Below are 13,994 nucleotides of genomic sequence, written 5' to 3' on the forward strand. Positions count from 1 at the left end.
CGCCAGGGGTCGTTCGAGCGCTCTCCCGGCCACGCGTCGACGACGACGCAACGTGTGAAGTCGCGCAGTTGAAACGTTGAATTCGGTCAGGCAGCTCGGCACATCGGAATGATGTCGAGCAGTGACGTGCCGATGACGGCAGCGTCGGAGGAAGGCAGCGCTAGGGCGGCGTGGCCAGCCCGGTCGGAGGAGTCAGCACGTTGCGTCGCATCCATGGCCAGAAACTTGGGCGGCCTAGACTTTCGTCTAACACACGAACCCGATAGGAGGCCGAATACTAACAGAGTTCTCGCTCTGCTGCATCCCGCCCCCGCAAGCGCCGTTCCAGCCGGCGTTCGTAAAGCCCCTTGGCCAGCAGCGTGCCGAGCACCAGGGCGCCACCGATCAGCGCCACCGGCGCCGGCCGCTCGCCGAGAATCCACCACACCCACAGCGTGCCCACCACCACTTCGAGCAGCATCAGCAGGCCCACCTCGGCAGCAGGAAGGTAGAGCGGCCCGCGCTGGATCAGGGTGAAGCCCAGCGGCAGCAGCATCAGGCACAGCAGCACGAGCAACAGCAGGCTATCCGTCGACGGCAGCGCAATTCCGCCTTCGGCCAGGCCGAAAGAGGCCGCTATGGCCGCGACGATGAGGCCGGACAAGGTCAGCATGGGGCTCATGTCGACGCCGGGGCGGGTGCGGCAGAGAGTAAAATTGGCCGCCAGCGCCGTCGCTGCCAGCAGCGCGAAGCCGTTGCCGACCCACGAGCCGACACCGGTATCGTCGAGCACGATCAGCGAGGTGCCGACCAGGCACAGCCAGATGGCGAGCCAGGTACGGCGCGGCAGCCGCTCGCCGAGAAACAGGCGAGAGAACAGCGCGGCGATGAGCGGCGCCCCGGCCAGGATCATCAGCACGTTGCCGCCCTTGGTGTACTGATTGCCGAGCACGAAGCCGAAGGTGGAGAGACTGAACAGCAGCGCCACGCCGATGCCGGTCCAGCCGCAGCGGCGATAGGCATCGACGGTGCCGGCCCCATGGCGGACCAGCATGATGATGACGAAGCCCAGCGCAGTGAGCAGTCCGCGCCATAGCAGAATCTCGCCGTCGGGCAGGCCGATCAGCTTGATCAACAGGGCATCGGGAGAAATGATCAAGGCACCGCCGCCGGTCAGCAGCAGCCCCTGCTGGCGGTGCGAGAGGGAATGAATCAAGGCGACCTCGGCATCCGTAAGGTCGCCTCAGGATGCCACGCCCAGGCGGGCGTGGCACGTCGAACTCAGCCTTCGCCGAGATCGTTCGGTCGCCCTTCGTCGGTTCTGGCTCGCGCCGCCGGCGAGGCCTGCATGTGTCGAAATGCCTCCATGATGTCCATCGGCAGGGGGAAGACGATGGTCGAGGCGTTCTTGTTGCTCATGTCGCTCATGGTCTGCAGGTAGCGCAGCTGCAGCGCGGCGGAGTTCTCTGCCATCACGTTGGCCGCCTCGACCAGCTTCCGCGAGGCCTGCAGCTCGCCCTCGGCATGGATCACCTTGGCCCGCCGCTCGCGCTCGGCTTCGGCCTGGCGGGCGATGGCACGGATCATGCTCTCGTCCAGATCGACGTGTTTGATCTCGACGTTGGCGACCTTGATCCCCCACTCCTCGGTCTGGGCATCGATGATCTCCTGGATGTCGTCGTTGAGCTTGTCGCGCTCGGATAGCATCTCGTCGAGATCGTGCTTGCCGAGCACCGAACGCAACGTGGTCTGGGCCAGCTGGCTGGTGGCGAGGGTGTAGTTCTCCACCTGTATTATCGCCTTCTCGGGGTCGACCACGCGGAAGTAGAGCACGGCATTGACTTTGACCGTGACGTTGTCCTGGGAAATGACGTCCTGCTCCGGCACGTCCATGGTGATCACGCGCAGGTCCACCACGCTCATCTGCTGGATCCCGGGGATCACGATGATCAGCCCCGGCCCCTTCACCGACTGGAAGCGGCCGAGGAAGAAGATCACGCCACGCTTGTATTCCGGCAGGATGCGGATCGACGCGGCGATCAGCAGGAACAACAGAACGACTGGCACGAGATAGGAAATCATCATGAGCACGCTCCTCGGTATGTCAGGCTCCGATGTGTCATAGGCTGGATGGGTGCTGGTCGCGATTCCGTCACGCTCACGGCGTCGACCGCTCGATGGGCTCGACCCTGAGCGTCAGCCCATCGACCGCCACCACCCGAACCTCCTGGCCACGCTTCAAGGCGGCACCGCTGCGAGCATTCCAACGCTCGCCCCGCAGGCGCACGTGACCCTCTTGCTCGAAGTCTTCCAGCGCCACCGCCTGACTGCCGACGAGCTGTTCCTGGCCGGTGCGGGCCGGGCGCCGACGCAGGCCGACGAAGCGCACCATGACCCACAGCATGATGCCCGCTGCCAGCAGGGCGATGCCGCCGATGAGAGGAAGGGAAACTGCCAGCTGTTCTGAGTCCATCAGCATCACCGAACCGATCACGAAAGAGACGATGCCTCCCATGCCTAGGATGCCGAAGCTGGGCATCAGCGCCTCGCCGACGATCAGCCCGAGGCCGACCAGGATAAGCGCCAGGCCGGCGTAGTTGATCGGCAACAACTGGAAGGCGAAAAGCGCCAGCAGCAGCGAGATCACGCCGATGGTGCCAGGCACCAGGGCTCCCGGGTTGGAGAGTTCGAAGATCAGGCCGTAGAAGCCGATGATCATCAGGAAATAGGCGACGTTGGGATTAGTGATGACCTGCAGCAGCTCGGTGCGCCAGTCGGGGTCGAAGCGCTCCAGGGCCAGGTCGGCCGTCTGCAGGGTCCTCGATCCCTGGTCCATCACGACCTCCCGGCCATCGATCTGGGCCAGCAGGTCGTCGATATCGTTGGCCACCACGTCGATCACGTCTTGCTCGAGGGCTTCGCGTGAGGTCAGGTTGACCGCCTCGCGCACCGCCTGCTCGGCCCAGTCGGCGTTGCGCCCGTGGCGCTCGGCCAGGCTGCGAATGTAGGAGACGGCATCCTCGAGTACCTTGCGCTCCATGGCGGTCTCGCCGCGCCGGGTGGAATCCGCTGGCGACTCACCCGTCTCGCCGCCTGCACTGTCGGCCTGCTCATCGACGGTGCCTTCGTCGCTTTCCCCGGCATCGGCCGCATCCTCGGCGGGCGCCTCCTCTTCGGGACCGTCCATGCCGGGCAACCCGCCGCCGCCCATCTGCACGGGGGTGGCCGAACCGAGATGGGTCGCCGGGGCCATCGCGGCCACGTGGCTGCCGTAGAGCAGGTAGGTGCCGGCGCTGGCGGCACGTGCGCCGCTGGGCGAGACATAGATGGCAACGGGGACCTTGGATCCCAGCATGGCACGTATCATGCTGCGCATGGAGGCATCGAGCCCGCCCGGGGTATCCATCTGCACGACCACGAGTTCGGCGTCACGCTTCTCCGCGCGCCTGAGGCCACGCTCGAAGTAGTCGCCGGTAGCCGGCCCGATGGCGCCGTCCACGGTCATGACCATGGCGATGCGCTCACTCTCCTGGGCCTGACTCTGCCACGCCAGCATGCCTCCGAGCGCCAGGCACAGCAGGCTCATCCACAGCACGAGGCAACGACAGAGGGCGACACGGCGTACGCTCATGGTGAGCTTCCTCGCATCGTGATGAGGGTGGCCTTTCAAGGCCTGCCACTGATACAGCAACTCCTGAATTCAGATTAGCAGGCCTCGCCATGGGACGCCGCGTCGACTTCTTCTGACCGCCGCTCAGAGGTTGTGCGGTTCTCCCGTGAAGCGTCGCTGCACCTCGACCATGTAGGCAGCAAGCGAGGTCAGCTTATCGCTCCCCCACTCCAGTGGCTCGGCGGCCATCGGCGCCACCATGCAGATCTGCACCATCTCGTCGGCATGCACCTGGGCCATGCCGAACTGGTTCTCCGCCATGCCCACTTGATGCGGAAAAGGCTGCTCGAAAGTCGCGGCATAGCCTCGGTCGTCGCCGTCGCTGCCGTGGCAGCTGGCACAGGAAAGCCCGTTGGTGCTGAGCGAGGTTTCGTAATAGAGCGCCTCGCCCTGCGCCAGCAGTTCGGCGTCGTTCTCACCGTCCTCGCTGTAAGCTGGCGAGTAGCCCTCGGGGCGCTGGACGTCACTCATGTCGCCCTTGGCTTCACCTTCTGCCTCCGCTTCGGCCTCTCCTTCCGCTTCAGCCTCGGCGCTACCTTCTGCTTCTGCCTCAGCTTGATCCTCTGCATTTCCTTCCGCCTCGGCTTCCGCTTCGGCCTCGGCATGGGCGCTGGACACCAGCCAGGCTGTCTCGCTCAACTCGGCCATCACCTTGCCCACTCGGCCGAGGGGCCACTCGGCACCAGCCTGCAAGGCCACTCCTCCCCCTACCGCCAGCATCAGCGCCGGCGCCGTATAGGCCAGCCGGCGGCTGAGATGCCCGAGCAGCTGTCGTCTCTTGCCGTCATTGTCATATGACATGGGGACTACCTCCGTGATGTGACATGTCGGGGACATCTCGCGAATGTCGCCGCTGTTCGTCAGCGGTAAGGCTCTGTCGCCCAGCCCGGCTCCGCCTTACACGACTTGGCGGGAGCAAGAGAAAATGTGTAAGGATGGCAGCAGCTTCGCGACCATGTGGGTACGCTCATGAACGTACGATCCACCCAATTGAGGAATGCGTCGATGTCGCTGCGTCTACTGTGTGCCTTGCCACTGGCTGCCATGCTGGCCTTCCCGCTCCACGCGGCCTCCCCCCCGCAGGAGTGGGAGAGCGTGCTCGAAGAGGCCCGCGGCCAGACTGTCTACTGGCACGCCTGGGCGGGCGACACGCGGGTCAACGACTACATCGCCTGGGTCAAAAGCCGCGTACGGGCCGAGCACGACATCGAGCTGGTACACGTCAAGATCGACGACACCGGCTCCGCCGTCTCGCGGGTCCTGGCCGAGCGCAGCGCGGGCAATCACGACGACGGCAGCGTCGATCTCATCTGGATCAACGGCGAGAACTTCGCCGCCATGAAAGAGAACGCGCTGCTCTACGGCCCCTTCGCCGAGCAGCTACCGAACTTCGCCCTGACCCACCCCGAGCACAACCCCGAGGTGGTCAACGACTTCACGCTGCCCACGGAAGGCTACGAGTCACCCTGGGGCAAGGCGCAGATCACCTTCTACTACGACGCGGCGGAACTCGACGAAGCGCCGCCACGCAGCATGGAGGAGCTGCTCGCCTGGGCCGAAGCCAATCCTGGGCGCTTCGCCTATCCGCGCATTCCCGACTTCCTCGGCAGCACCTTTCTCAAGCAGGCGCTCATCGCCCTGGCCGACGATAGCGACGCTCTCTACGAACCGGTGGCGCAGAGCGATTTCGAGACCGTCACGGCCCCGCTGTGGCACTACCTCGACGCCCTGCACCCTCACCTGTGGCGCAGCGGCCGGCAATTCCCCGCCAATGGTCCCGAGCTGCGCAGCCTGATGGCCGATGGCGAACTGGCGCTGGCCTTCACCTTCAACCCGGCGGAGCCTGCCGCCGCGGTGGCCGACTTCGAGCTACCCGAGTCGACCCGCAGCTACGTGCTCGACGGCGGCACCCTGGGCAACGTGCACTTCGTCGCCATTCCCTACAATTCCCCCCGCCGGGCCGGCGCCATGGTCGTGGCCAACTTGCTGCTCTCGCCCGAAGCCCAGGCACGCAAGCAGGATCTCGCGGTGTGGGGCGACCCCACCGTGCTCGACGTGGCACGCCTCGATGACGAGAGCCGTGCACTGTTCGAGCAGCAGAGCGACAACCCCGCCCTGCTGACCCCGGAAGCCCTGGCCGAGACCCTGCCGGAACCGCACCCGAGCTGGATGACGGCGCTGCAGGACGCCTGGCAGGCGCGCTATGTCGGTCGCTAGGAAGCGAGCGACATGACCGCACGTAACGACCGCCTCCACCTGGTGAGAGGCGCCGGGCCCTGATGCTGCGCCTCGCCCCGCTGCTGATCGTCACCCTGCTGGTCGGCCCGATACTGGCCGGCCTGGTGATGGCATTGCTGCCCGCCTTCGGCTACCTGCCGGCACTGGGTGGCGATGCCTTCAGCCTGGCTCCCTGGCGCGAACTACTCGCCCAACCCGGGCTCGCCCATTCGGTGGGTGTGAGTTTCGCCAGCGGCCTGTTCACCACGGCCGTATCGCTTGCCGTGGTGCTGCTGTTCCTGGCCAGCGTGTCGGGCAGCCGACTGGATCGCTGGATTCGGCGGCTGGTCGCACCGCTGCTGTCGCTCCCCCATGCCGCCGCCGCCTTCGGCCTGGCATTCCTGATCGCCCCTTCGGGGTTGCTGGCCCGGTTGGTCTCGCCGGGGCTGACCGGTTGGCAGCGCCCCCCGGACCTGTTGATCGTCAACGATCCCTGGGGGCTCTCGCTGATGGCCGGCCTCGTCATCAAGGAAACCCCCTTTCTGCTGCTGATGTGCCTCGCCGCCCTGCCCCAGCTCGATGCGGAACGACGCGTGGCCATGGCCCGTTCGCTCGGTTATCGCCCCATGACGGCCTGGCTCAAGGTGGTCGCCCCTTCGCTCTACCCCTTGATACGACTGCCGGTCTTTGCCGTCATCGCCTATGCCACCTCGGTGGTCGACGTGGCACTGATTCTCGGCCCGACGCTGCCGCCGACGCTGGCGGTATCGATTCTCACCTGGTTCAACGACCCCGACCTCTCCCGGCGCTTCATGGCCTCGGCGGGCGCCGTGTTACAGCTCGGCGTCACGGCGACGGCACTGATCGCCTGGTGTTGCCTCGAGCGCCTCGTCGCCCGGCTGGGGCGGCACTGGCTCGCCCGCGGCGGGCGCGGGCAGGGCGAGCGGCCGCTACGCCTGGCGGGCAAGGGGCTGATCCTGCTGGCCTCGCTTACCGCCTTCGTGGGTCTGGCCGGCCTCGCGCTCAGCTCGATCGCCGGCTTGTGGCGCTTTCCCGATACCCTGCCCCAGAGCCTTACTGCAACTCACTGGCTGCGCGCCCTGCCCACCCTGGCAGGACCGATTGCCACCACGGCGCTGATCGCCATCGGCGCCACGCTGCTCGCCCTGACCCTGACGCTGGCGGCGCTGGAAAACGAGCAGCGAAGCGGCCGCCGACCGGCCGAGGGCAAGCTGCTCTCGGCACTGACGCTGCTCTATCTGCCGTTGATCGTGCCGCAGATCGCCTTCCTGTTCGGCCTAGTAGTGGTCATGGAATCGCTGGGTACGCGGCCACGGCTATGGCTGGTGATCTTCGGCCACCTACTGTTCGTATTGCCCTACGCGTTCCTGTCACTTGCCGAAGCCTACCGCCGTTTCGATCCGCGCTGGACGCAGCTGGCGCTGAGCCTGGGCGCCTCGCGCAACGCTATTTTCTGGCGCGTGCGCCTGCCCATGCTGCTCGCACCGCTGCTCACCGCCGGCGCCGTGGGCCTGGCCGTCAGCATCGGCCAGTACCTTCCCACCCTGCTGCTCGGTGCCGGGCGCATCGCCACGGTGACCACCGAGGCGGTGTCTCTGGCCGCCGGCGGCAACCGGCGGGTGATCGGCGTGTGGGCACTGGTCCAGGCCAGCCTGCCGCTGGTGGGCTTCATCATCGCCGTGGGGCTGCCACGGCTGCTCTGGTCCAACCGACGTAACATGAGGGGTTCGCCATGAGCGCAGGCCACCGCCTGGTGCTGGACGATGTCCGCATCGTTCTGGAGGGCAACACACTGCTCAAACTCGACGCAGAGATCGGTCCCGGCGAGGTGTACACCGTGATGGGGCCATCCGGCTCCGGCAAGTCAACCCTGCTGGCCTACCTGGCGGGCTTTCTTGCGCCCGCCTTTCAGGCCAGCGGTCGGGTCTTGCTCGATGGGCACGACATCACCCGGCTGCCGGCGGAGCGGCGCGGCATCGGCCTGCTGTTCCAGGACCCGCTGCTGTTTCCACACCTCTCGGTGGCCGGCAACCTGCGCTTCGGCATGCCCAACGCCGCCCCCGACAAGGCCGGGCAAATCGAAGCGGCATTGGAACGGATCGGCCTGGCCGGCTTCGGTCAGCGCGACCCCGCGACGCTCTCGGGCGGCCAGAAGGCCCGCGTGGCCCTGATGCGCCTGCTGCTCTCGGCGCCCAGGGCGGTGCTGCTCGATGAGCCCTTCTCCAAACTCGACAGGCCGCTACGCCACGACATGCGCCGACTGGTCTTCGACCGGCTGCGCGAGGCGGGCCTGCCCAGCCTGCTCGTCACCCATGACAGGGAGGACGCCGAGGAGGCCGGCGGCCGGGTGATCGAACTCAGTCATTGAGAGACAAGTCCAGCCTTGCTCTGGCTGGAGAGCAAGCCGGATGCCTGAGGCGCGATTGCGCTTCGCTGCCAAAACCGCAGCGTCGACGGATGGACGCCGAAATGCACCGGCAAGTCCACGCCGAGGCTCTCCGCAATCATTCCCAGTAAGGCCATGTGGTGTACGGTATGGCTGGTAAGGAAGGCCAGCTCACGGGGCAGGCTGGTGGTCAATACCAGGCTGCCGCTAGCCCCCTCGACGGGATATCGCAGCTGCAGCGTGGCCGACCGATGCGCCTCCAGGCCTGGCAGTGCAGCGCAGATCTCGGCAACCCGCGCCACGGCCAGCTCCGGCTCGGTCTCGAGCCGTTCGTCGCGCCGACGGTTCTCGTAGTCGATACTTCCAGCTCCGGCACCGACCAGCAGGGCATCGTAGTGGTCGAGAATATGACGCACGTGCTTGCCCAGGCTCTGGCGCCCCGTCGGGCCAAAGGTGTATCGGTAAAAGGCGGGGGTCAGCCGCTCCAGGAACGCCTGCAACTGATACAGGGCCAGCCGGTTCTCCTCGATGAGGCTGTAGAGACCGGCAGTGTCTTGTTGTTCGCTCATGCGCCTTTCCCTTCTTGAGTGGACGGGCCTTGGGTTGCCGGCTCCGCACCGGGTCACGTCAGGGCCCGGCACGGAACACGGCGGGACGAGATATCCCTAGGTGCCTTCGGCCTCGGCTTCCGCTTCTCCTTCCGCTTCGCCCTCGGCCTCGCCTTCCGCCTCACCTTCCGCTTCAGGCTTCTTCTCCTCGTGCGCTTCGGCCAGCATCAGCGGCGCCTCCTGGCCACTGGTATAGGCCGGCTGCGTGCCGGCCTCGTCGGCCACGGCCTGCAACGCAGTACCGCTCGCCACAAGCGCCAGGGCAGGAGCCGCGTAGCCGAGGCGGCGGCTCAGCCGGCTCAACAGCGTGCGGCGCTTCTCCTCGTGCTCTGTCATATCGTCTTCTCCTCAAGGTCATGATGTGAAGGCGGCATGCAGCCAGAGGCCATCGCGCCGCCTGACAACGAAGCGGGCTTGTCGTGCCCGTTTCGGCAGGTGGCCCACACGGGTGGGTCACCGGCTGCTCAGTTCCCGGCTGCCATGGCGTCGGCCGGGGTTGGTTGAGAGTCGCCCAGCTGTGTCAGCGTGGATTCGACGGCAACGGTCCAGCACGTTCTTTCCTCCAGCCAGCGGTCCAGCTGTTGTATCGTCTCCGCCGAAGGAGGCTCGCCGCCGGCCGTACGGCAGCCCGGCAGCAGCGCCGCCAGGGCATCGAGACGGGACAGCGGCGCTGGGGTAGCGGGCGCGGACTCCTTGCCGGCCATGACCCAGACCGGCAGCTCGCGTGGTAGCGCCGGAAAGGCTTCCGCCGCGGGTGAAACCGCTCCCAGCCCCGGCAGGCCGAGCGGTTCCAGGCGCACCTGTTCGCCCTCCTGCACCAGCCTGACGCCACGGGAGAACCGGCTGCGGAGAGCCGAAGGCAGGGCGGCCAGCGCCTCCCGCGCCTGGGCATCACTGGCGATACAGAGCGCGGCGTTGCCTGCCGGCATCAGCACCAGATAGGCATCGATCACCGGCTGCCCAGGCGTCGCGGCCTGACGCAGCAGGAACTCCGTCAGTGCCGGAACGATGGCCGGGAGCGTCAGGCGTGAGGCGATCAGCGTATCGTCCGACGCCAGGGCATAACCCGCCGCCGCCTTCAGCAGCGCCAGCCGCGACAACCCCTGGGCCGCCTCGGCGCCAAGCGGCATGAGCCCCTCTCCGAATCCCGCCTGCAGGCGCTCCATGGCAGCGATGTCGGTCACCTCCAGTGCCCAGCGCCGCTGTTCGTGCGCCAGCAGCACTGTCTGGCCGGCCTCGTCATTCGTCGGCGGTGCGCCAGCAGCGTCATGTTCCGGTAGCGCGGCCCCAACCTCACCGCGCTGACACAGCAGGCCCAGGCGGCACCACTCCGCAAGCGTCGACCAAACCTCACGGCGCAACGCTTCGGCGTCGAGGGCATCTCCCGCCTCGGCGGTCGCCGCTTCCAGTGCCTCGACGATTGCCTCGGGATCGAGCCCTTCGGTGGCCAGTAGCCAGATCAGCGCCGCGGTGTCGTTGGGGCGATACAGACGACCACTCTCGGCGTCATAGAGGGCCAACTGCTGGTCGTCATAGAACTCGCTGACGCGACGGCGCATCAGCTTGGGGCGTGACACACGGCGGCCGGCCAAACCATCGGCGAGTTCCAGATCCTCGGGCGTGGGCAACGAAAAGTACGCCAGGTAGCGCTCAGGAACGATGGCGGGCAGCAGGCGCCGGAAGCCGCCGGCCCTGGCCAGCTCCGCCTCGGCTTCGGCCAGCAGTTCAGAGGCTTCGGCAGCCTCGCTGTCAGCCAGGCCGGTCAGGGCGATCAGGTCGCGCACCAGGTCGCCCTTGATCCGCTCCTCGATGAGCCCGCCGCTTTCGGGCGCGGCACAGGTCCCCAGCGACGGGCTCAGGTTGCATTCGAGAATCCACGGCTTGAGGGCGTCGTCGATCAGGCAGTCGAGACCCAGCAATTCGTAGCAGCCCTTCGGCTCGGCGCCCACGGCGACGGTGCGGCTGCGCATCGCATCGACACCGGCGATGGCGGTTAGGCTCACGAGTTCCTCGATGCGCTCGAACAGCACCGCGTCGTCATGCCCCTGTTCGCGCAGCCAGGCGCGGTAGCGGTCGAGATCGATGAACTCCACCGGCACCTCGGCGCGAGTGTTGAGCGCATTGATGTCGGGATTGGTCAATTGGCTGTAGGGGTTGTCGGCATCGTCCGGGTCCCAGGGCTCGGAGGCGAGCTTGGCGAAGCCTTGGCGATAGAGGTAGACCCGCAGCGGCGCGAGCGAGGCAATCAGCACGTAGAGCCGCAGCACGTACTTGTGCCCGCGAATGGTATGCGGATGATCGAGGTACTCCTGCACCAGCCAGTCGGGCGCCAGCGGTGCCTCGCCGGCATCGCGCAGCACCCGCACGCCCTTGCCCTTGGAGGCATTGGTCGGCTTCAGGATCCAGCGCTGGGCGGGGTTATCCCGAGCGGCCTGCTGCAGGGCGTGATAATCGTGCGGCATGACATAGGCGCGGGGGAAGAAATCCAGGCGCGAGGTCAAGGAGTGCCGCTCGCCGAAGCCATCGACCAGGCGCACGCGCAGGTTCGCCAGGCTCTCGTGCAGCCGGCTCTTGACGGTCAGCGCCGCATTGCCGGGAAAGTGGTTGATCCGCCGCCGGGACGAGGCGTTGCGGAACTGAGCGGGCTCGGGCATGCCGGTGACCCAGGCGGCATCCCAGTGGCGCTCGTCGCCCTCCTCCCAGCCCCGGGCTTCGAGGGCCTCGCGAAAGAATCGGTCCTGCTCGGCGGCCCGCTTGCCCGCCAGCCAGAAACGCCTTAGGGGCGGCTGCTGCTCCGTCATGCTCGCGATCTCCTGTGTCTTGTTATCGACGCGTGGCCGCATGCACACCGCTGTCGGCGACCATTGGGGCTAGGAGGATTACCGGGCCCCTCAGTCTGTGTCGACGCAACCGCGCGTTCCTTACAACCGATAGCAGTCAATCATCACTCTGTCGCTGAAGAAGGCCCGGGGTGTTATACCCGTGGGGAATGTATCGAACGGAAAGCGTTCTCGACGAAACGTTGCGACCTCGTTGGCCTCGGCCTAGGCTCCTTTCCATCCCCTGCGAGGAGGACAGTCTCATGCGAACCCCACTGATCGTGGCGGCCGGCGCGCTGGCGTTTGCCGGCACCGCCCAGGCGATGCACCCCTCTCCCCTGGTCGATGCCGAATGGCTCGATGGTCAACGGAACAATGACGCTCTCGTGGTACTGGACGTGCGCTCCGCCATCGATGACGGCGGCGACCGTGCCGCCTTCGAAGCCGCCCGTATTCCCGGCAGCCGCTACAGCAACTACGCCGAGGATGGCTGGCGCGAGGAGCGCGATGGCGTGGCCGGTCTGATGCCTGATACCGAGGCGCTGGCCGAGCTGATCGGCGACCTGGGGATCGGCAACGCTGACACCGTAGTCGTCGTACCCGCCGGTACCGGCCCAACCGACTTCGGCAGCGCAGCTCGGGTCTACTGGACCTTCAAGGCACTGGGCCATGACGAGGTGGCGATCCTCAACGGCGGCTTTGCCGGCTGGGAGCAGCAGGGTTTCGAAACCGCCAGCGGCCCGACCGACTCGCCCGAGGCGACTTCCTTCAGCGCGACGCTGCGCGAGGAACTGCTGGCCACCGACGCGGAGGTCGAAGCGTCACGCCAGGCCGGCGAGCAACTGGTCGATGCCCGTCCCGAGGGGTTCTACCGCGGCGAGGAGCAGTCGCCCGCCGCGCGGGTGCCGGGCACCATTCCCGGCGCGGTGAACCTGCCCCACCATGATGCGCTGGTGGAACGCAACGGCGCCTGGTACCTGGAGCCCGAGCGGCTGACGGCAGCCATCGATGCCTTGGGACTGGACCGCGAAGCGCCGACCGTCGCCTTCTGCAACACCGGTCACTGGGCCTCCAGCGGCTGGTTTCAGCTCAGCGAAGTCGGAGGTCTCGACAACGTCACCATGTACGACGGTTCGATGGCCGCCTGGACCCGCGACGACTCGCGCCCCGTGCATCTGGCCGACCGCGGCACCGTGAAGGTAGGCGAACTGCTTGATTGAAACATGATGACAACTAAACGCAGCCTGTGTCGCTGCTACCCAGGCCCCCGAAGCACATTGAGAGGTATTGCGTGAACGATGAGCCAGCGGATGCTTCCGGCGAGATAGAGCAGGGGCGTGACGCTGCCTCGCCAGGTGCAGCATCCGCAGGGAACCAGCAGGATCGGATGCAGCGCCTGGCCGCCGTCCGTCCGCGGCTGCTCTCCTTCGCCCGTTTGCATCTACGCCAAAACACCGCTGCGGAAGACGCCGTGCAGGACGCCCTGGAAGCCGCCATCGAGAAGGATGCCAGCTTCTCCGGCCGCTCCGGCTACGAAACCTGGGTCTTCGGCATTCTCAAGCACAAGATCCTCGATATCATGCGTGCCCAGAAGCGCCAGGGACTGTGGCAGCCGCTCGAGGACGAAAGCGATGACGACGCCATCGACCGCCAGTTTCAGCAGAGCGGGCGCTGGCAGAAGGAAGCCCGTCCCAGCAGTTGGGGCGAGCCCGAGGCGGTATTCGAAAACGAGCGTTTCTGGAAGGTGTTCGATGCCTGCATGATCGTGCTGCCGGACACTCAAGCCCGGGTCTTTTCGCTTCGCGAGCTGATGGGCCTCACGACCGAACAGATCTGCCGGGAACTGGCGATCAAGGAAAACAACTGCTGGATCATCCTGCATCGCGCGCGGTTGCGACTGCGGAGCTGCATCGAGCAGGGCTGGCTGACAGGAGAAGACGCTTGATGATCATGTGTCGTCGCGCCACGGAATTGATGTCGCAACGTCTCGACCGCCCACTGCGCTGGTCTGAACGCATATCCTTGCGGTTCCATCTCTCCATGTGCGGGGCCTGCTGCCAGTGCAACCGGCAATTCGAGCTGCTGCACCGGGCGGGTGATCGCTTCACCTCGGCGCCGTCGGCGGAAGAGCCTTCATCTTCCAATCAAGAGTGAAATCTCCCACCTTTATCTTTCCTCACCCCAAGCCCCACCAGCAAAGCCGTCCGTTTCTGAACGGATTGAAACGAAGGAACGCTGCCCATGATGCCGGACCGACGGCCGTACTTTGGGTAACGATTCGTCAAGGAAATCCG

General features: G+C 66.4%; 13 protein-coding genes. 6 read left to right on the forward strand and 7 right to left on the reverse strand.

Annotated elements, in window-relative coordinates; genetic code table 11:
* Positions 1-277: 277 nt before the first annotated feature.
* The 4 genes from HNO53_RS16165 to HNO53_RS16180 form a co-directional block, all read right to left on the reverse strand.
* Positions 278-1,195, reverse strand: coding sequence for a DMT family transporter (locus HNO53_RS16165; protein WP_209473623.1), 918 nt, complete (start codon positions 1,193-1,195; stop codon positions 278-280).
* Positions 1,196-1,260: 65 nt separating this feature from the next.
* Complete coding sequence (locus HNO53_RS16170) at positions 1,261-2,064, reverse strand: slipin family protein (RefSeq protein ID WP_209473624.1); 804 nt, start codon at positions 2,062-2,064, stop codon at positions 1,261-1,263.
* A gap of 73 nt (positions 2,065-2,137) precedes the next feature.
* Positions 2,138-3,610 (reverse strand): NfeD family protein, encoded by a 1,473-nt coding sequence (locus HNO53_RS16175; protein ID WP_209473625.1) that lies wholly within the window; start codon positions 3,608-3,610, stop codon positions 2,138-2,140.
* Positions 3,611-3,733: 123 nt separating this feature from the next.
* Positions 3,734-4,450, reverse strand: a complete 717-nt coding sequence (locus HNO53_RS16180) for a hypothetical protein (RefSeq protein ID WP_209473626.1) — start codon at positions 4,448-4,450, stop codon at positions 3,734-3,736.
* 204 nt (positions 4,451-4,654) lie between these two features.
* On the opposite strand from HNO53_RS16180, the gene HNO53_RS16185 reads away from it, so the two are divergent.
* From HNO53_RS16185 to HNO53_RS16195, 3 genes are all read left to right on the forward strand, one after another.
* Complete coding sequence (locus HNO53_RS16185; protein WP_209473627.1) at positions 4,655-5,866, forward strand: ABC transporter substrate-binding protein; 1,212 nt, start codon at positions 4,655-4,657, stop codon at positions 5,864-5,866.
* Positions 5,867-5,928: 62 nt separating this feature from the next.
* Positions 5,929-7,623 carry an ABC transporter permease gene (locus tag HNO53_RS16190; protein ID WP_209473628.1) on the forward strand — a complete coding sequence of 565 codons (1,695 nt, stop codon included), beginning with the start codon at positions 5,929-5,931 and terminating at the stop codon, positions 7,621-7,623.
* Complete coding sequence (locus HNO53_RS16195) at positions 7,620-8,255, forward strand: ATP-binding cassette domain-containing protein (RefSeq protein WP_209473629.1); 636 nt, start codon at positions 7,620-7,622, stop codon at positions 8,253-8,255. The genes HNO53_RS16190 and HNO53_RS16195 overlap by 4 nt, the downstream gene beginning before the upstream one ends.
* On the opposite strand, the gene HNO53_RS16200 is transcribed toward HNO53_RS16195, so the two are convergent.
* The 3 genes from HNO53_RS16200 to HNO53_RS16210 all read right to left on the reverse strand — a co-directional run bounded on the left by HNO53_RS16200 (position 8,249) and on the right by HNO53_RS16210 (position 11,682).
* Positions 8,249-8,842 carry a DinB family protein gene (locus tag HNO53_RS16200; RefSeq protein ID WP_209473630.1) on the reverse strand — a complete coding sequence of 198 codons (594 nt, stop codon included), beginning with the start codon at positions 8,840-8,842 and terminating at the stop codon, positions 8,249-8,251. The genes HNO53_RS16195 and HNO53_RS16200 overlap by 7 nt on opposite strands.
* A 96-nt stretch (positions 8,843-8,938) precedes the next feature.
* Positions 8,939-9,217 (reverse strand): hypothetical protein, encoded by a 279-nt coding sequence (locus tag HNO53_RS16205; RefSeq protein WP_209473631.1) that lies wholly within the window; start codon positions 9,215-9,217, stop codon positions 8,939-8,941.
* 128 nt (positions 9,218-9,345) lie between these two features.
* Positions 9,346-11,682 (reverse strand): PqqD family peptide modification chaperone, encoded by a 2,337-nt coding sequence (locus tag HNO53_RS16210; protein ID WP_209473632.1) that lies wholly within the window; start codon positions 11,680-11,682, stop codon positions 9,346-9,348.
* Positions 11,683-11,963: 281 nt separating this feature from the next.
* On the opposite strand from HNO53_RS16210, the gene HNO53_RS16215 reads away from it, so the two are divergent.
* From HNO53_RS16215 to HNO53_RS16225, 3 genes are all read left to right on the forward strand, one after another.
* Positions 11,964-12,920 carry a sulfurtransferase gene (locus tag HNO53_RS16215; RefSeq protein ID WP_209473633.1) on the forward strand — a complete coding sequence of 319 codons (957 nt, stop codon included), beginning with the start codon at positions 11,964-11,966 and terminating at the stop codon, positions 12,918-12,920.
* Between the two features lie 71 nt (positions 12,921-12,991).
* Positions 12,992-13,645, forward strand: a complete 654-nt coding sequence (locus tag HNO53_RS16220; RefSeq protein WP_242597448.1) for a sigma-70 family RNA polymerase sigma factor — start codon at positions 12,992-12,994, stop codon at positions 13,643-13,645.
* A gap of 5 nt (positions 13,646-13,650) precedes the next feature.
* Positions 13,651-13,854, forward strand: a complete 204-nt coding sequence (locus HNO53_RS16225) for a zf-HC2 domain-containing protein (protein WP_275951375.1) — start codon at positions 13,651-13,653, stop codon at positions 13,852-13,854.
* Positions 13,855-13,994: the final 140 nt, after the last annotated feature.

Origin of the sequence: Billgrantia antri (assembly GCF_017868935.1) — a bacterium.
Taxonomy (GTDB): Bacteria; Pseudomonadota; Gammaproteobacteria; order Pseudomonadales; family Halomonadaceae; genus Halomonas; species Halomonas antri.